15 protein-coding genes, 1 tRNA gene and 1 pseudogene are annotated in these 18052 nt (G+C 66.3%); 12 read left to right on the forward strand and 5 right to left on the reverse strand.

What is annotated here, in order from left to right:
* Positions 1-216 precede the first annotated feature (216 nt).
* The 5 genes from ACFYW8_RS05795 to ACFYW8_RS05815 all read left to right on the forward strand — a co-directional run bounded on the left by ACFYW8_RS05795 (position 217) and on the right by ACFYW8_RS05815 (position 6545).
* Positions 217-1110 carry an FAD binding domain-containing protein gene (locus tag ACFYW8_RS05795; RefSeq protein WP_389068341.1) on the forward strand — a complete coding sequence of 298 codons (894 nt, stop codon included), beginning with the start codon at positions 217-219 and terminating at the stop codon, positions 1108-1110.
* Positions 1107-2576, forward strand: coding sequence for a 2Fe-2S iron-sulfur cluster-binding protein (locus tag ACFYW8_RS05800; protein ID WP_389068344.1), 1470 nt, complete (start codon positions 1107-1109; stop codon positions 2574-2576). Before ACFYW8_RS05795 ends, ACFYW8_RS05800 begins: the two co-directional genes overlap by 4 nt.
* Positions 2573-4879: a molybdopterin cofactor-binding domain-containing protein gene (locus ACFYW8_RS05805; RefSeq protein WP_365870212.1), complete on the forward strand. Its 2307-nt coding sequence runs from the start codon at positions 2573-2575 to the stop codon at positions 4877-4879. The genes ACFYW8_RS05800 and ACFYW8_RS05805 overlap by 4 nt, the downstream gene beginning before the upstream one ends.
* Positions 4876-5082: a hypothetical protein gene (locus tag ACFYW8_RS05810; RefSeq protein WP_389068346.1), complete on the forward strand. Its 207-nt coding sequence runs from the start codon at positions 4876-4878 to the stop codon at positions 5080-5082. Before ACFYW8_RS05805 ends, ACFYW8_RS05810 begins: the two co-directional genes overlap by 4 nt.
* A gap of 296 nt (positions 5083-5378) precedes the next feature.
* A complete protein-coding gene (locus tag ACFYW8_RS05815; RefSeq protein WP_389068349.1) occupies positions 5379-6545 on the forward strand; it encodes an SUKH-4 family immunity protein in 1167 nt (388 codons plus the stop codon).
* Between the two features lie 298 nt (positions 6546-6843).
* On the opposite strand, the gene ACFYW8_RS05820 is transcribed toward ACFYW8_RS05815, so the two are convergent.
* Positions 6844-6915 (reverse strand) — tRNA-Cys (locus ACFYW8_RS05820).
* A 236-nt stretch (positions 6916-7151) separates the two neighbouring features.
* Between ACFYW8_RS05820 and ACFYW8_RS05825 the strand changes: the two are divergent.
* The 4 genes and pseudogenes from ACFYW8_RS05825 to ACFYW8_RS05840 form a co-directional block, all read left to right on the forward strand.
* Positions 7152-7445: pseudogene (locus ACFYW8_RS05825) on the forward strand (hypothetical protein); the annotation flags it as partial.
* A 149-nt stretch (positions 7446-7594) separates the two neighbouring features.
* Positions 7595-7786, forward strand: coding sequence for a hypothetical protein (locus ACFYW8_RS05830; protein ID WP_389068807.1), 192 nt, complete (start codon positions 7595-7597; stop codon positions 7784-7786).
* Positions 7770-8300 carry a DUF6879 family protein gene (locus ACFYW8_RS05835; protein WP_389068351.1) on the forward strand — a complete coding sequence of 177 codons (531 nt, stop codon included), beginning with the start codon at positions 7770-7772 and terminating at the stop codon, positions 8298-8300. The genes ACFYW8_RS05830 and ACFYW8_RS05835 overlap by 17 nt, the downstream gene beginning before the upstream one ends.
* Entirely contained in the window at positions 8284-9126 is an 843-nt protein-coding gene (locus tag ACFYW8_RS05840; protein WP_389068353.1) for a helix-turn-helix domain-containing protein, read from the forward strand. The genes ACFYW8_RS05835 and ACFYW8_RS05840 overlap by 17 nt, the downstream gene beginning before the upstream one ends.
* Positions 9127-9787: 661 nt before the next feature.
* Here the strand turns inward: ACFYW8_RS05840 and ACFYW8_RS05845 are convergent.
* Positions 9788-10756 (reverse strand): hypothetical protein, encoded by a 969-nt coding sequence (locus ACFYW8_RS05845; RefSeq protein ID WP_389068355.1) that lies wholly within the window; start codon positions 10754-10756, stop codon positions 9788-9790.
* Between the two features lie 904 nt (positions 10757-11660).
* Between ACFYW8_RS05845 and ACFYW8_RS05850 the strand changes: the two genes are divergently transcribed.
* The gene (locus ACFYW8_RS05850) at positions 11661-12248 is read left to right on the forward strand and encodes a hypothetical protein (RefSeq protein WP_389068357.1); all 588 of its coding nucleotides are present in this window, start codon (positions 11661-11663) and stop codon (positions 12246-12248) included.
* 287 nt (positions 12249-12535) lie between these two features.
* Here ACFYW8_RS05850 and ACFYW8_RS05855 read toward each other — a convergent pair whose 3' ends face one another.
* Together ACFYW8_RS05855 and ACFYW8_RS05860 are read right to left on the reverse strand one after the other, a co-directional pair.
* Positions 12536-13084, reverse strand: a complete 549-nt coding sequence (locus ACFYW8_RS05855; RefSeq protein ID WP_389068359.1) for a hypothetical protein — start codon at positions 13082-13084, stop codon at positions 12536-12538.
* A 25-nt stretch (positions 13085-13109) separates the two neighbouring features.
* A complete protein-coding gene (locus ACFYW8_RS05860) occupies positions 13110-13301 on the reverse strand; it encodes a helix-turn-helix transcriptional regulator (protein WP_389068361.1) in 192 nt (63 codons plus the stop codon).
* Between the two features lie 501 nt (positions 13302-13802).
* Between ACFYW8_RS05860 and ACFYW8_RS05865 the strand changes: the two genes are divergently transcribed.
* Positions 13803-14219, forward strand: coding sequence for a hypothetical protein (locus tag ACFYW8_RS05865; RefSeq protein ID WP_389068364.1), 417 nt, complete (start codon positions 13803-13805; stop codon positions 14217-14219).
* A gap of 725 nt (positions 14220-14944) precedes the next feature.
* On the opposite strand, the gene ACFYW8_RS05870 is transcribed toward ACFYW8_RS05865, so the two are convergent.
* A complete protein-coding gene (locus ACFYW8_RS05870; RefSeq protein ID WP_389068367.1) occupies positions 14945-16429 on the reverse strand; it encodes a recombinase family protein in 1485 nt (494 codons plus the stop codon).
* A gap of 63 nt (positions 16430-16492) precedes the next feature.
* Between ACFYW8_RS05870 and ACFYW8_RS05875 the strand changes: the two genes are divergently transcribed.
* On the forward strand, positions 16493-17752 hold the full coding sequence (locus ACFYW8_RS05875) for an MFS transporter (protein WP_389068370.1): 1260 nt from the start codon (positions 16493-16495) through the stop codon (positions 17750-17752).
* Positions 17753-18052: the final 300 nt, after the last annotated feature.

The following is an 18052-nucleotide window of genomic DNA, read 5'->3' on the forward strand; positions in this document are numbered from 1 at the left end:
GCCCCCAAGGGTCACCGAAGAGTGACAATCCGTGCCCACCGGCGATGCCGTGCGAAAACCGGCCAACTCCCTGGTGAGAGGGGCGAATGCCTCCTAGCGGACCCCCGCGTCGAGGGCCGGGGAAGATGTGCCAGAGTTGCCACGTCCGCCCTGTCAGCACGTACCGTACGGCAGCACAGGTGGGACCAGGTGGGGCAGCGGGAAGGGGCAACCGGTTTGACCACGCACGCACTGCAGACGGCGCAGGCCGTGACGCTGCCCGTCTCGCTGGACGAGGCGGTGGCGGCGCTGTCAGCCATGCCCACGGCCGTTCCGGTGGCCGGCGGCACGGATCTGATGGCCGCGGTCAACTCCGGACAACTGAGGCCGTCCGCGCTCGTCGGCCTCGGCCGGATCAGCGAGATCCGCGGCTGGCAGTACCAGGACGGCCACGCGCTGCTCGGCGCGGGACTCACGCACGCCCGCATGGGCCGCCCCGACTTCGCCGCCCTCATCCCGGCACTCGCCGCCGCCGCGCGGGCGGCCGGACCGCCGCAGATCCGCAACGCCGGCACCCTCGGCGGCAACATCGCCTCGGCCGCCCCCACGGGGGACGCGCTGCCCGTGCTGGCCGCCCTGGAAGCCACGTTGATCATCGCGGGCCCGGGCGGAGCCCGCCGCGAGATTCCCGTGTCGCACCTGCTCGCGGGCGTGGACATGCTCCGCGGCGGAGAACTCATCGGCTACGTGCGCGTACCGCTGCTGCACGCCCCGCAGGTCTTCCTGAAGGCCACCGGACGGACCGGACCCGGGCGCGCCATCGCCTCCGTGGCGGTCGTCCTCGACCCGGCCCGGCGCGGCGTGCGCTGCGCCGTCGGCGCCATAGCGCCGATGCCGCTGCGGCCCCTGGACGCAGAGGCATGGGTGGCCCAGCTGATCGACTGGGACAACAGTCGCGCGATCGTCCCGGAGGCGCTGACGGCGTTCGGCGAGTACGTGGCCGCGGCCTGCATCCCCGATCCCGTCCCCGCCGAGGACGGATCCCTGACACCGCTTCCGCCCGCCGTACTGCATCTGCGGCGTACCGTCGCCGCGCTGGCCCGACGAGCACTTGGGAGGGCACTGTCGTGACCGACGACCAGCACGAAGGAGCCGCTCCGCGCAGCGGCAGCCGCTGGGATCCGCTGCCCCAGGGCGACTACGACGACGGCGCCACCGCCTTCGTCAAGCTCCCCGAAGGGGGCATCGAGGCCCTCCTCGCCGCCAGGGAGCCGCTCGCGGCGCCCGGACACGGCTATGTGCCCCCGCAGATCGCCGTGACGCCCGCCCCGCCCGGGGCGGCGGACCCGACGGCCGACGGAACGTGGGCCGGGCAGGGCGGCAACGCCCCGTGGCCGGATCCGAACGCCGCACAGCCGGGACCCGGCGCACCCGACGACCGGTTCTCGTACCGCCCCGGGGCCACCGGGCAGTGGGAGTTCGACGCCGCCGCCCGTGACGGCGCCGGGCACGGCCAGGGACACGAGCCCGGACACGACGTGACCGGGCAGTGGTCGATTCCGGTGGCCGACGGCAACCTTCCGGACGAATCGGGCGAGTTCACCACTTCGGCACTCGTCGAGCAGTGGGGCGGCACGCCGCCCGCCACGCTCCCCGGCGGCGCGTCCGCGCCCTGGGCCAGCGAGATCGGACAGTCCTGGACCGCCGACGCGCGTGAAACGGCCACTGAGGCCCTCGCGGGGCGCGTGGGGCAGCCGGAGGCCGAATCGTCCGCGCAGGCCGTCCAGCGGCCCGTACAGCCCGCCCACGAGGCCCCTGAGCCCGTCGCCGACCCCGAGCCGGTGACCGCGGGGACACACGAGGTGCCCGAGCCCGATCCGGCGCACGAGGCACCCGGGACGGGCGACGAGACGCCGGACGCGGACCACTTCGCCCCGGCCGCCCACGACGAACACCCCCTCGCCTCCTACGTCCTGCGCGTCAACGGCGCCGACCGGCCGGTCACCGACGCCTGGATCGGCGAATCGCTGCTCTACGTGCTGCGCGAGCGGCTCGGCCTCGCGGGCGCCAAGGACGGCTGCTCGCAGGGCGAGTGCGGCGCCTGCAACATCCAGGTCGACGGCCGGCTCGTGGCGTCCTGCCTGGTACCCGGCGTCACCGCCGCAGGCAGCGAGGTGCGCACCGTCGAGGGCCTGGCCGCCGACGGCCAACCCTCCGACGTCCAGCGGGCACTGGCCAAGTGCGGCGCCGTGCAGTGCGGATTCTGTGTCCCCGGCATGGCGATGACCCTGCACGACCTGCTGGAGGGCAACCCCGCGCCGAGCGAGCTGGAGACCCGCCAGGCCCTGTGCGGCAACCTGTGCCGCTGCTCCGGCTACCGCGGCGTCCTGGACGCCGTGCGCGAGGTCGTCGCCGAACGCGAGGCGCACTCCGCCGCCGCGGCCGAATCAGCCCCCGAGGCGGACGGGGCCCGCATCCCGCACCAGGCCGGCCCAGGCGCCGGCGGCGTCCACCCGTCCGCGTACGAGGACGACGCCGCCTACGGCTCCCGCGCCCAGCACGAACAGCCGTACGGCCAGGACGGAGGCCAGGCGTGACCAACCAGGCCGCGACCGCGACACCCGCGGCGCACGAGACAGGCCCCGAGCCGCTGCCTCACGGGCTCGGCGTCTCGCTGCCCGCAGCCGACGACCGCGCGAAGACCGAGGGCACCTTCCCCTACGCCGCCGACCTGTGGGCCGAGGGCCTGCTGTGGGCCGCCGTGCTCCGCTCGCCCCACCCGCACGCGCGCATCCTGTCCATCGACACCAGCCACGCGCGCGAGATGCCCGGCGTACGCGCCGTCATCACCCACGAGGACGTGCCCGGCACCCCGCTGCACGGCCGCGGCAGAGCCGACCGCCCGGTGTTCGCCTCCGAGGTCGTACGCCACCACGGGGAGCCCATCGCGGCCGTCGCCGCGGACCACCCGGACACCGCGCGGATGGCCGCCGCCGCCGTCATCGTCGAGTACGAGGTCCTCGAACCGGTCACCGACCCGGAGCATGCCTTCGAGGCCGAACCCCTGCACCCCGACGGCAACCTGATCCGCCACATCCCGCTGCGCCACGGCGACCCGGACGCGGTCGGCGAGATCGTCGTCGAGGGCCTGTACCGCATCGGCCGCCAGGACCCCGCACCCATCGGCGCCGAGGCCGGACTCGCCGTGCCCCGCCCCGACGGGGGCGTCGAGCTCTACATCGCCTCCACCGACCCGCACAGCGACCGCGACGCCGCCGCCGCCTGCTACGGCCTCGAACCCGCGCGCGTGAAGGTCGTCGTCACCGGCGTCCCCGGAGCCTCCGCGGACCGTGAGGACCAGGGCTTCCAGCTCGCCCTCGGACTTCTCGCCCTGAAGACCGGCTGCCCGGTGAAACTCACCGCTACGCGCGAGGAGTCCTTCCTCGGCCACGCCCACCGGCACCCGACCCTGCTGCGCTACCGGCATCACGCCGACGCCGACGGCATGCTGGTCAAGGTCGAGGCACAGATCCTGCTCGACGCGGGCGCCTACGCCGACACCTCCGGCGAGTCCCTCGCCGCCGCGGTCTCCTTCGCCTGCGGCCCGTACGTCGTTCCGAACGCCTTCATCGAGGGCTGGGCGGTACGCACCAACAACCCGCCTTCCGGGCATGTGCGCGGTGAGGGCGCCCTCCAGGTCTGCGCCGCCTACGAGGCCCAGATGGACAAGCTGGCCAAGAAACTCGGGACGGACCCCGCGGAACTGCGCCTGCGCAACGCCATGGCCACCGGAGACGTCCTGCCGACCGGCCAGACGGTGACCTGCCCCGCGCCCGTCGCCGAGCTGCTCCAGGCCGTACGCGACTATCCGCTGCCCGCCCTCCCCAAGGACACCCCCGAGGACGAGTGGCTGCTTCCCGGCGGCCCCGAGGGCGCCGGCGAACCGGGTGCCGTACGCCGCGGTGTCGGCTACGCGCTCGGCATGGTGCACATGCTCGGAGCCGAGGGCGCCGACGAGGTCTCGACGGCCACCGTGAAGGTCCACGACGGTGTCGCCACGGTGCTCTGCGCGGCCGTGGAGACCGGCCAGGGCTTCACCACGCTGGCCCGGCAGATCGTCCAGGAGACGCTCGGCATCGACGAGGTGCACGTGGCCCCGGTCGACACCGACCAGCCCCCGGCGGGTCCGAGCTGCCGCGGCCGGCACACCTGGGTGTCCGGCGGAGCGGTGGAGCGCGCGGCCAAGATGGTCCGTACACAACTGCTGCAACCGCTGGCGCACAAGTTCGGCATGTCCACGGAGCTGCTCCAGATCACCGACGGCAAGATCACGTCGTACGACGGTGTGCTGTCGACGACGGTCACCGAGGCGATGGACGGCAAGGAGCTGTGGGCGACCGCGCAGTGCCGCCCCCACCCGACCGAACCGCTCGACGAGGCCGGTCAGGGCGACGCCTTCGTGGGCCTCGCCTTCTGCGCCATCCGCGCGGTGGTGGACGTCGACATCGAACTGGGCTCCGTACGGGTCGTGGAACTGGCGCTCGCCCAGGACGTCGGCCGGATCCTCAACCCGGCACAGCTGACCGCCCGCATCGAGGCGGGCGTCACCCAGGGCGTCGGCGCCGCGCTGACCGAGAACCTCCGGACGGCCCGCGGCCTGGTCCGCCACCCCGACCTCACCGGCTACGCCCTGCCGACCGCCCTGGACGCGCCCGACATCCGTATCGTCAAACTGGTCGAGGAGCGCGACGTCGTCGCCCCCTTCGGCGCCAAGGCGGTGAGCGCGGTGCCGGTCGTGACCTCGCCCGCGGCCATCGCGTCCGCCGTACGGGCGGCCACCGGCCGGCCGGTCAACCGTCTGCCGATCCGCCCGCAGGCGGCGGTGGTGACGGCCCAGTGAGCGCGCCGGAGCCGCCGACCGGCGAAGCCTCGCCGAACGGCGCCGAGGCGTCGGCGCGGAGCACCGACCCCTCGGCTCACGACGGCGAGTCCGGACAGCCGCGCTACGAACCCACGCCCAGCGTCGGGAAGCTGCTGATCTGGGTGCTGCTCTTCGTGCTGGCGGCAGTGGTCGTCGTCCTGGGCGGCGTCTACTTCACCTGACGCACGCCACGGCTCACGTCTCCGCGGCACGGCTCACGTGACCCCGCGCACGGGGCGCCACGGATGGCCCGGCGCCCGCACCGGTGCACGCCCTCCGCGGACGGCCGGATCCCGACGGTTCGCGGGCCGTGGACCCCGCGCCCGGACCGTCCCTGTCCCGTGGCGGGCCTGTTTCCGCGTGTTTCCGGCGTTGTCAGTGGGGCGGCGTATGGTTCTGGCTCAATGGGGAACTGCCGTGGGACGACCGGCCGTTCCCTCCGGGGGAAGCACGACGGGTTCACATGCGCGGGGGAGCCATGAGTACGACTGACACCGATGTCGGTGGCGTGATCACACTGACCGGCGACGAGCTGGATCCGTACGTCACACACGCGGGCACCCGCGACCGGCTCACCGGACCCGGACTGCCGTGCGACGGCACACTGCTCGGATTCGGCGCGCTGCGCGAGCACGGTCTGCGCACCGTCGCCGACCTGGCGGGCGACGCGGACAAGCTCGCCGAGGAGCTGCGCGACCAGCTCGTCATCGGGGCCCTGCGCAGCCTGGACCGGGACCTGGAGTCGATCGTGCTGGACGGGACGACGGGCGAGGTCTCCTCGACGTACGTCCGGCGGAACCCCGCCCTTCTGGACCTCTCGCCCCTGGCGCCCTCCCTGGAGGCACTGCTGCGCTTCGCGGCGGCCACCGAGGAGCTGACCGTGTCCCGGGTCCGGCCGGGCCCGTTCGGCCCGAAGGCGGTCGCGGAGGTCTCGGACCGGCTGAGCGCCGTCTTCGAGGACGCCGCGGGCGCGGACGTGCCGCCGTACTGGCGGATGGCCGCGCTGATCCGCCCGCTCGCCCGGATCGCCGGACCCGGTGAAGGGCTCGTCCTCGGCCTGCCGAAGCGGCTGCTGGACGAGGAGTTCGGCGCGGGCGGGATCATGCGCTTCGAGGATGTCGACTTCCCGCCCGCGCTGACGCACGAGCCGACCCGCCGCTTCCTGCGGGAGTCCGGCCTGCCCGAGGACGGCTTCCTCTTCCAGCTGGACACGGAGGTGCCGCTGCCGGCCCTCACCGAGTACTACGCGGACGAGCGCCCCGGCGAGTTCTCCGCAGGCATGCTCCCGGCCTCCGCCGACCGCCTCATACGCCTCGGGTACCTGCTGGAGGACACGAGCCTGGTCATGGACGGCACCACGGGCGCGGTGCTCGCCTGGAGCGAGCCGGACCTCACCCTGCGCCCGCTCAACGCGGACATCTCCACGCTGGCGTTCACCCTCTGGCTCCTCCACCGAGAGAAGACCGTCGACGCGGCCCACGGCCTCAGCGACTCCTACGACCAGCTCGCCGCCACTCTGACCGAGACCCTCGCCACCGTCGACCCCACCGCCTGCGACCCGACCCCGTCCCTCCCGGGCGACGACGGCCGCCGCTACTGGCCCGAGATATTCGAGGACCAGGCAGGCGGCACGCTGTACGCGTAGCGGCCCCGGCCCCGCGCAACTGTCAGCGTGGGTCAGCGACGGCTGGGGCGGCGGAACCATCACCAGCCAGCCCGCCGGGATCAACTGCCACCAGTCGGCGTGGGACCCGTACGCAACACCACGTGGGTGATGTTCTGCCCGACCGATGGTCTCTGCTCCGCAGGCTAGTCAGATCCCGGTGCTCGTCGTCGACCTCCGAGACGAATGACGAATCCGAGACGGACGAAGAGCCGGGCAAGGCAAAGGGGCGGCACCTCTCCAGAGGTGCCGCCCCCTTCTTCGCCTGTTCGGGCTCCAGAGGCCGTGGCGGGAATCGAACCCACGTAACTCGCTTTGCAGGCGAGTCCCTGAACCACTCGGGCACACGGCCGGTCTCAGGTGCGGCACGGCTCACTCGTTCCGAACCTGATGGGTCGACCGTAGGCGGGGCGCGGGAGTGGGCTCAAGGGTTCCGGGAACGCCGCAACGCGACTGCCACACGCCGTTCATGAACCGAGGGGCGGCCGGACCGGGACGGGTCGTGCGCCGGACCGGGACGGGTCGTGCGCGGCCTTCGGGCGGAGGCGTGCAGGGGTTCCGGGAGTGGTCCTAGGGCCGAAGGACGGGTTGATCACCGTCTTCGGACAGGAGTCACGACGGGGTGCGCACCTTACGCTGGCGGCCATGACAATAGTGGAAGCGCGCGATGTGGCCACGGTTCCGTCCGAGGAACGGGGCGGGGTGCTGAGCCGGACCTACCGGGCGCTCAGCATCGGCATCGTGTCCGTGGTGGTGGTGATCGCGTTCGAGGCGACGGCCGTGGGGACGGCGATGCCCGTCGCCGCGCGGGAACTCGGCGGGGTCGGCCTGTACGCGTTCGCGTTCTCGAAGGCAGCATCTTTCACTACAGACTCTAGCGGGTCCGGCCAGCGAGAGCGGGGCCGCAGCTTTACCCGATGACGCGAATACCCGGCCGGTCGCATAGACGCAGCTCAGGACCCCCTCGTACGGTCGATGCAGACGCCCCAACAGGGGCCAGTCGAAGGGGAGTTCAGATGGCACGCGAGTAACTGACCCGACTGACCGGCAACGGCACCGGGGAGTGTGGTCAGGATGACTGCCCCAACGTCTACCGCACCGCCTCAGGCTCGTTCGTCGTCCAGGGCGACGTGTCCGACGCCTTCACCCCACCGACCGGCGAGGGGCTCGTGGAGATCCCGGAAGCCGTCCTGAGGGAGGCCGTTCGTGCTCTTGGCTGGTGAGGAGTGGGCAGCACGGTTCGAGGGCTTCACGCGGGAAGCCTGGCGACTGGAGACCCTGCCGCAGTACCTCATGCCCTCGGAGGCCGAGGAGTTCGCGGCGTTCAAGGCAGGAGCCCGGATCGACCCTCAGACGGTCTCGAACGAGTACACCGACCGGTTGCGCCGACAGACGGCCGAGGGCCGCTCACAGGGCCGCGTACACGTTGTGACTCGGCCTCTGTCCGACTACCTCAGGTTCGAGTTTCACCGCTACTACAACGCTCACGCGCTGGCCGGTGAACAGATTCGCATTCTCGACGTAACCGACCGGGAAAACCCGCTCGAAGGGGTCCAGGATTTCTGGATATTCGATCACGCCGAAGTGGTCCTGATGAACTATCACCCGGACGGACGGCAGATCAGCCGCGAGGTATTCGAGGGTGACGTGACTCCGTTCATCGAGTTTCAGCGGATCGCTGTAGCCGAGTCGGTTCCCTTCGAGGAGTACGTGAAGGGCCTTGACGTTCGAACCTGAAAGGCTGGGTCAGTCCAGGTCAGACCTAGCCGAAGCAATGCGCACGCTGCGGAAGCGGGCCGGTGTCACCCAAACGGCGCTGGCTCGCCGCTGCAACCTGTCACAAACCAAAGTCAGTAACATTGAGAGCGGGAGACTTACTCCCGCCTTGGTTGACGTTGAGCTGATATTGGATGCACTCGGAGCCGAGGGGCCGGAAGCCGAAGAGCTTCTGTCCCTGGCTCGCACTGCGAATACCGAGTGGCAGGATCACTGGTCCTCCCGCCGTCGAGGATTGGACAAGAAACAGAACGAGCTAGCGAGGCTCGAAGCGGCCTCGACTGAGTTTCGATACTTCCTGCTTTCGGCCATCACTGGCCTACTGGCCACCCCTGAATATGTGCGTGCAAGTCTCGCGGATGTGCCTGGAGATCAGTCGAAGACGGTGGCAAAGAAGCTCGAACGCCAAAGCATCCTGCACGACTCGTCCAAGTCGTTCACGTTCATCCTCACTGAGCAGGCCGTGCGGTGGCCTTTCTTGCCTCCAGTCGGCATGGCTATGCAGCTCGATTGGCTAGCGTCTGTCTCTCGGATTCCTAGCGTGCGGCTAGGTGTAATCCCTCTGGCCGGTCACATTCCAGAGATGCCACTGAATACCTTCACGATCTATGACCGACGGCTTGCCACCGTCGAGACAGGTACTGGGGCTTTGATCCTTCGGGATCACAGAGACGTGACTGCATACCGCGAATACTTCGACAGGTACGAGACCTCCGCAGTGTTCGGGAACGACTGCCGGGCACTTCTGTCCGAGTGGTCAGACAGCTTTACCCGACAACACGAATAGTGAGCCTGGATAGCTCCTCTTCGAGGGACCATTGAGTCCTAGGAGCAGGGAGGCAGTGACCATGGCGAGTGATATCACTTCGACGTTGACGGATGCCGGGAATGGCGAGTACGTCACTTACGCACCTAGAGGTGAAACGTGCATCGGTTGCGGGCGAGAGTTCAAGAGCCTCGACCGCGTGTGGCGGGTGACTATCGAGCGTCAGTCTGCGTCCCCGGCTCAAGGCTCGTACCGGCACTACGAGAAGTGCCCGAGGTAGGGGGAGGCGGAGATGTTCGGCGCTATCGCACCGTTCATGCCCGTGACGATGCTTGATCCTGAGTCTCCGAGGAGTAGTGCGACGGCGAACGACAATGGCACGTCCTCGGAAATGGGGGCGGCACTTGAAACCACAGAGGCCGCCTCTGCCCAGCAGGGGGCCCTCGGTCGAAATGCCGAGGGCCTTCCTGTGACCGCTACCAATCAAGGAACTTAACCGGGGCGCTGTAGTCACTCTCGATCGAGAGGTCAAGGACGCTGTCACCGCCGGTCGGGTCCATTCCTCCCCGCCCCAAACCGTCGTTCTCGAATACCGGCTCCCTCTCCGATGTCGGGAGTGTCTCCCCACGCTCCAGGGCCCGAAAGCGACGGGCCCAATCTCGTGCCTCATCCATGACGCTACTCACTTGGGCATTCCTCCGTTACCGAGGTAGCGAGAGTGACGCTCATTGTCGGCATCCTGTCGCTTCTGCTCAGATGTACGAGTGTCCTCCCGAGCAGCCTTGGACTTAGCGGAGCGGTCGGCGTAACTCTCCAGTTCGTCATCCGAAAGCTGGGCCTTAGACCACTTCCGAATACCGTCACCCGGAATGGTGACGGACTCAATCTTGCTCAGTGCCTCACTCAGGGACACTTCCTTCTTGTCCTCGGCGTAGGGGTCCATTCCGCCTCGGCCTAGGTTCACCGGCCGGACGAAAGCCACACCATCCGAGTCAGCGAATGCGTCCGGAAGCTTGCCGATAACAGACGCACGAGAATCCAGAGCAATGCGGAGAAGTTCAAGAGCCTTGACGGCATCCTGGGTGCGCTTACTGATCTCCTTGTCAGCCCACTTCCGGTAAGAGTCCGAAGCGTAGAGATCCTGATAAGCGGCATCCAGTTTGGCCCGGCTTTCGTGGGCCACCTTAGCCCCCACTGCAATAGCGCCCTCTAGCTTATTCAACTGCCGGTGTAGCGGAGTCAAATCCTGGTGGTCTACCGGGTCCGGGATGTCATCGCCGTTTTCCACTGACTGGAAAAGTCGGGACTGGTAATCAGCCTCGTCTTGCTTACGTCGAGAAACCATAGCCAGAAAGTCAACTGTCTGGACTTCATATTCAGAGCGATTCCGCTCGACGTAAGCCAGTCGGTTGACCAGGTCCTTACCGAGAGCCTTTACCGCAGTGTCGTCAGTCTCGTGTTCGGTGTACCTAGGGGGCAGGGCTGGAGCCTCGAAAGCGGCCCGGTAAGTCGGGTCGTTTTTCTGGCTGAGTTCCTTCTCCAGCTCATCAATACGCGTTCGCTCGTAAGCGACGTGCGCCATGTTTACCGGCTGCGCGTTATAGGTGAGGTCGGGGATGTCATCAAAACGCTCAGGCATGTACGTGGTCATTGTCAGTTCTCCTTGATCTCAGCGGCCAATGCCGCTACTCGTTCGTCTTTCAGTAGTGCGTGCCGCTCATTCTTGAACCTCCGGCGGGCTGCCCTTTCAAGCTGGAATCGCTGGAGCCATCCCCTAGGCCCTCGCTCAATGAGTCCGAGGTATTCCCCTACCGGACCGCTGTAGATGCGCACTGAGCCGTCTGGGGAGGCAACAAGGCTGAGACCAACAGCAGTGCCGTTCCCTCCGACGGGGACTGCTGGGATTACATGGTGAAGCACTCGTGCTGAGTATGTGAGTCGGACCGGTATCCGATCCTCTGAGCTAGATAGCTCCGGGCTCCTATAGAAAACCGCTCGACTTCGTGACTCAAGCAAGCGAGGGGTTGGGTTAGTCGTCATCGCTACGTCCGTTCTCGTGTTCAGTCATGGCTCTTGCTCCTATCGCTTCGTGCGAGTCCGCTTATGGTGGCTTTCCCAGAGTCGGTTGTACTCACGAAAGCACTGACGGCACCAACGCTGGTAGCCATCGCGGAAAGCACTTCCCTTGTTGAACTCAGAGAGGTTCTTGTTCACCTCACATCGTGTGCATTCCTTCATCGACGTCACCTCCTTTCAAATTTCGGGCCTGAATGAGATCTAGAAAAGAGAAAGCCCCGACAGGCAGGAGCCACCAAACCTGTCGAGGCCATCTCTCGGATGCATGCAACTGAACAACGCGAACGGAGCCCAAATCCTCCTAGGAGAAGAAGGGACCAGCCGAAGCCGTGAGAGAGGTTAGCGACTAGTCCCTTCACCTTCTCTGAATAAACACGAGAACCGGCCCTCAGAGCCGATCTCTTTACCGATGCGAGTTTTATCCGGCTCGGCGCCGGCCCTGACCCCCCGTCAGGTTTCTAGAGCGAATATGAGAGGGCATGAACTTCCCTCCCGAGCTGTGGCTAATAAGCGCGACGGGGAAGGTTCCTGGACTTCCATATCTGTCGACTCTGCTCGTACTGATCGACGCTCTTACCGCCCTCTGGGGGATCGCCAATCCATACAGCCTTTGGCTTGCTTTCACCCTTAGGCCGGTAGCTCAGATTGCGATGCTGACCAACCTTGATGCCTCGATACTGGAGCCGCTTCCTGCGGGCCTCGGCTGGCTTCTGATGCTCCTGGCAGTACTTCCTAGGCTTGCCCCGTCCTCGGCGCTCCTGGGGGCCGTACAGCGCTTCCTGACACTCGGACCAATGGCAGGTCTCGTCTACCTCGGCGGTGCCACTAGGAAGGGCGTAGCCACTGTTCTCGGGGACTCCCGATTGCAAGATGTCGATCAGGGCCAGTTCCTCGTCATCCTGGGCACGGAGCCAGTCAGCGGCTCCGTCGGCACCGACTGTGAACCGGAGCCAGGTATCACAGCGGGCGCGCTTCTCCTGGGCATACTCGGGATCGTTCTCGGCAAGCCACTGGTCTACATCAGTGTCAGTGATCTTTACGTTCGTCATGGGTTGGCTCCTGTTTGATAAGGCTGACACTTAGTCAGCTGCATACTTCAATGATGATCCGTCTGAGGATCAGATCTATATAGAGGCCAGCTCTACCCGCTGGCCGATAGGACATCTATCGGGAACCCTCAGGGTTCCCTTGCATCTGAGATAGAGATATCTACTAGGCCGCCATTTGGTGGCCATGGCTGCTCGACCCTCAGTCGAGCTACCTTCATCTATATGCTCAGAGCTTTAGGCTCTGAGCTTTACTCTTACTACTTCCTACTTAGTTCCCCCTCCAGGGGGAACATGGAGACCTGAACTCACACCAGTGAGTCATCAAAGGTTCCTTGGTAGGTCTCAGAGTCCAGGAGTGCACTCGGGACCGACAGGCGTAGCTCCTTTACCCGGCCACTCTTCCGGCCGGTCTCGATGAAGAACCCCATCTTCTTCAGTAGCTTTCGGGTTTCAGTCCCAGGGTGGTTGTTCCCTGTGTATCCGAGAGATTGGGCAATGTCTTTGTCTCCTCGGTAGGTGCATCCAGTACGACCGTTCACGCTTCGGATGAGAACGAGAGTCCAGAGAAGGTGTTCCCGGTTGAAGTGATCCCCGAAGTTCTCTGCAATCCAGCCGCCTGGACCGAACTCATCAATCAACATGCGAGAGACCAGCTCCTTGACGTCGTACGTAGCCTTTACGGCTCGGCCGCTCGGTATCGGCGTTCCAGGGCCAATCTCGGACGTCTTATTGACCTCCTCGGGCCGTAGGTCGGGAAGACGTCGGTCTTCCTGGGGAGTCGCAGGTTCGAAGAAGGTCGAGCAAGGATCGAAGGGCGTGCAGCCGAGAGGGACTGCGCAGTCGTGAGTGTTCATGTGTTGGCTCCTTTTGGTGGGTAGGTCAGGCGAACAGATCAGAAAGGATGATGTCGAGCGCCTTCGCCCAGCGGCTCAGGTTGCTGAGGGTTGGCACCTCCTTTCCGGTCTCCCATCGGTAGATGGTTTCTCGGGTTACGTCGAGCTTCTTGGCTAGCTGAGCTTGAGTGAGTCCCATATCCAGTCGAGCGCTCTTGAGTCTGTGCGTATTGATCATCGGTAGTCCTTTCTGGAGAGGCTGCACCTCTCATGTCTGGGCATTAAAAAAGAGCCAGCATCGTTTGATGCCGACTCATGAGTCAGAGGTAAGGGTGCGAACTGCCCTCATCTAGATCAAGGGTTGTTCGAGTGACTTAAGCCTGAGTGGCACCGGCCACTCTCTCTGCAAGGTCCCTTGTGCGGTCCCTCATCTAGGTATGAAGGTGCTCCAGGGCGCCTTAAGGCCGAGTGACCCTGGTCACTCGGGTTGTGTAGCTCCTCTCTCACCTAGGTAAAGGGCGTCACACAGCAACACAAGCGGGAGTGGCGTCGGACACTCTGCCTGCCGGGTCCCTCACCTAAGTAAAGGGTGTGCCCCAGTGACTTAAGAGCGAGTGACCCTGGTCACTCCTTCTGCAAGGTCTCTCACTAGGTAAAGGGTGCCGCACGGCTACTTAAGAGCAAGTAGCAATAGCTGCCCATGAGTTGAGGCCCCAAGCCAGGGAGTACGGTCGTCGGCATGGAGAGCACAGAGACGACACAGCACATCGGCCCCTGGACCGTGCGGGCCGTCTGGACAGAGACAGGTCCGTTCCCCTCGGAGCTGCACATCACGACCGACAAGCCGGGGGCCGCCGAGTACGGCATCTCGAACTCAGTGCTTCGAGAGGTGAAGCTCATCCACCCGAATCCCCCGGAGGCTATGTCTGCCATGAATGCGGCCCTCGATTCACTGCGGACAGTGAGGGATTATCGGAGTGATGGAGATGGTCCAGTGAATGACGACTACCTCAAGGCGCTAGCCGCTGCTTATGTGGCAATGAGTAAGACAAGTGCAGCAGATCCAGTCGAGAGGATGTCTTACTTCCTTCCAGATGAGTCAGCCGTCATCGAGAATCACTTGGCCAAAGCTAGGGAACTGGGATTCCTCGAATAGGGAGGGGGGGGGGGGGTCCCTCTCTTCGACCGGAATCGAGTAGCTGGATGGGTGATTGATAAGACCCCTGGGGTCGGCTCTAAGGGGTCGGCCCCTTTGGTGTGTCGGGTAGTGGCTGGCCGGTAAGACCCCTGGTGCCTCCTGCCGTCCACTCAGGGACCCTCCCCGGTCCCAGGCGCCTCCGGCCGTCCTTGGTTCCGCTGGCCCCTCCTGGGGCTTCCTGTGTCCTTTCCTGGCTTCTAGGCCGCTCCGCCACCGGTCTACGGCAGGCGGCTTCTCTCAGGTCTTCTCTCGGCAACTCGAAGGCGCGTGAGTCGCTGTGATCTTGCAGCCGAATGATCACGGTCACGAGAGCTGAGATCGAGACTCAGAGAAGCGTTAGCAGTTGCTCTCATCTTTCATCGATCGAGTGCACAAGTCTGTTCGTGGATTTCTCGCAACGCATGCGTATATGGGCCCCAGGGGGGAGGGGGAGGGGTCCGCCTATGCGCGTTTCCGGATCGGGACGTCATATGGTCTGAGATCCTGTACGGGTTCCCGTGGATTTGGAAGCCGGAAAAGAGAGGCCATTCGGGGTGTGTGACTACAATCACGCGCCCTTGGTATTGCTGGGCAAGAGGCGCTTTTTGCTGAATCTGTCCAAATGCTGGATTCCTTATTTTTCGTGTGGACATGAGAAAGGCCCCGACTCGAAAGCCGGGGCCCTTCGTGGTGCTGGAGTCTTGTTAGCTCTTGTCTTCGATCAGAGCCGAGTACAGGGAAGCGTCATTCCCCTTGGTGAGTCTCAGGCTCAGCCTTCCGGCCTGAACGTTCATTCGCCTGAGATTCTGTTCTTCTTCCTCGCTCGCCGGAATGGGTTCGGCGCCGACCACCACCTGTACGCCGTTGTCCCTCATCTCTTCGCCACGCTGCCAGGTGTCCCATGAAGCCCAGACCTGATCCACGGTTTCGCCGGTCGGCACAAGCTCTGTCCAGTCTTCCTGTACCGGCGTGGCCGACAAGCGGTCGAGGCGGGTCCTCAGGGCGTCCATCCGCGCCCGGTACCCCTCTCGGTCGTCGTCCCAGTCTCCCTCTTCGTCCTGTCGCCGCAGACGGGAAATGCGGGCCCTCAGCTCTTCGATCTCGGCCGAGTGGTTCACCCCGTAGTGGTGCACCTTCTTGTACCTCGGCTCGCCTTCGAGCCACGACATGATTTCCTTGGTGAGGTACCAGGAAACAACCGGCTCACTGATCGACTTGTTGTCGCAGTGCGGATTCCGGCAGAGGTAGAACGGTGTGGTGCCCCGGACGGAGACCTGCCGGTACATGTTCTTGTTGCAGAGGCCGCACACCACGACCCGAAGATAGGGAGTGGCATTCGACCGAGGTCTACGCTCAGGGGCCTTCCTCTCCTCGGCCACCTTCTTAATCCTCTGCCACTCGCTCAGAGAGATAAGAGGCTCGGCCCTTTCGAGAGGCAGGCCGAACTCGTCCAGGATCTCTTCTCCCTTGTGGACTGCGCGACCCACAATGTTCGGGGAGGTGAGCATTCGCTGTACGGCTACGTTTCCCCATGTGCTCGCTCCCTTGGGTGTCGGAATGCCGCACTCTTCGAGCTTCCGGGCAATGCCCACGAAGGCCAGCCCGTCTTCGAGAAGGAGTTTCACCATCCAGCGGACGATCCAGGAATCCAGTTCGTCGACGGCGAGACGATAGTTCCCCTTGGTCCCCTCGACCCTGTAGCCGAACGGGACAGCGTGACCGCCGTGCCACCTACCGGCGGCCCTAGACCTTTCGTGGCTTTGCTCGTTCCGCTCCTGGATTGCTTCCCACTCCCAGGAGCCGACCATGCCCATCAACTCTGCGTACCGCTTGCCGGATGCGGTGCGGGTGTCGATTGAGTCCAGATTGGTGATGAGGAACTTGTCATGTTCCTTGAGCCACTCCAGGAAGAGGTACAGGTCTACCGGCCTGCGAGTGATGCGGTCCATCTTCTGTGCCGCGATGCCGTCGTACAGGTCCGGGGTCTTGAGCCACTCCCCGAACTCGGGGCGCTGGAAGAGGCGTACTTCCCGGCCGGACACGTCACGGTCACGGGTGATGTGGACGAGGTCCGCTTCCTTGTAGTCGGCCAGCTTCCGTACGTCGTTCTCCTGGCCCTCGAAGGAGTCTGAGTGCTCCCTCAGCTTCGACTCTCTGAGTGCTCCCAGTAGCCGCAGCTTGTTGCCCATGCTCGTCCGTTCCTTGCACCCTTTCCCCCCACCGAGGGTACGGGGGAGGGCAGTGGTGCTGTGGTGGGGAAAGCTGCCTGCGCGTTCTCCGGGTACTTCACGACGAGCCTGTTCGGGATGGTGCTCGCCGGGCAGTGGTCCGACCGCGACGGGCCGCTGGCCTCGCTGGCCTCGGGCATCGGCGCGTTCGCCACGGGGCTGCTGCTGTCCGGGACGGCCGGCGGCATGTGGATGTTCATCCTCGGGCGGGCCGTCCAGGGCCTCGGCGGCGGACTCGTCATCGTCGCGCTGTACGTCGTCGTCGGCCGGGCCTACCCGGAGCGGCTGCGGCCCGCGATCATGGCGGCGTTCGCGGCGGCCTGGGTGGTGCCGTCCGTGGTCGGACCCCTCGCCGCCGGCGCGGTCACCGAGCACCTCGGCTGGCGCTGGGTGTTCATAGGCATTCCGGCGCTGGTCGGTGTTCCGCTCGCGCTCGCGCTGCCGCAGATACGGCGGCGGGCGTCCGGACAGGCGGCGGGGGACGACCGTGCGCCGCTGGACCGGCGGCGCATCCGGCTGGCGTTCGGGATCGCGCTGGGCGCCGGACTGCTCCAGTACGCCGCCCAGGATCTGCGCCCGCTCTCCCTCGTGCCCGCCGCGGCCGGTGCCGCGCTGCTCGTCCCGGCCGTGCGCGGACTGCTGCCCCGCGGCACCTGCCGGGCGGCGCGCGGGCTGCCGTCCGTGGTGCTGCTGCGCGGGGTCTCCGCCGGCGCCTTCATCGCCGCGGAGTCCTTCGTGCCACTGATGCTGGTCACCCAGCGGGGACTGTCGCCGACGCTCGCCGGGCTCTCGCTCGCGGCCGGCGGCGGGACCTGGGCGCTGGGGTCCTGGGTGCAGGCGCGGCCGCGCGTGGAGCCGTACCGGGACCGCCTCATGTTCCTCGGCATGCTGCTCGTGGCCGCGGCCGTCGCCGCGGCGCCGAGCGTGCTGATCTCCGCCGTGCCGGTGTGGACCGTCGCCGTCGCCTGGGCGTTCGGCTGCTTCGGGATGGGCCTGGTGATCGCCTCGACCAGCGTGCTGCTGCTCCACCTCTCGGCGCCCGAGGAGGCCGGCTCCAACTCGGCCGCCCTGCAGATCTCCGACGCCCTCTCCAACGTGCTGCTGCTCGCCGTCGGCGGAGCCGCCTTCGCGGCCCTTGGAGGCGGCGCGGTGGCCCGCACGGCCACCGCCGTGACATCCGCCACACCCAGTTCCCACCCGGCCGCCTTCACCGTGGTCTTCCTGCCGATGGCGGGGGTGGCGCTGGTGGGAGCGTGGGTGACGACCCGGCTTCGGGAACGGTGAGCACGGGTGAAGAACGGTGAGCACGGGTGAAGACGGAGAGCGTGCCGACCGTGCCGTTCCGGGTTTCGAGCGCCCGGCAGCCTGTTTCCCGGGGCTGTGACCGGGACCGCCGCGTACGGGCTGGTCACCGGTGGGGTGGCGGGGGCGAAGGGTGAGCCGTGGTGGGTCCGGGGGCCACCGCGCGGCCTGTGACGTCAGTCCCATCCACCCGTGCCCCGGCCTTGTCCGCACGTCGTCGTGAGCCGGGCGCCGGTAGGGTGGCCCGGTTGTCATACGTAGCCGAGCCGCCCGCCCGCCTCC

The organism is Streptomyces sp. NPDC002742 (assembly GCF_042888885.1).
In the GTDB taxonomy this organism is placed as follows: Bacteria; Actinomycetota; Actinomycetes; order Streptomycetales; family Streptomycetaceae; genus Streptomyces.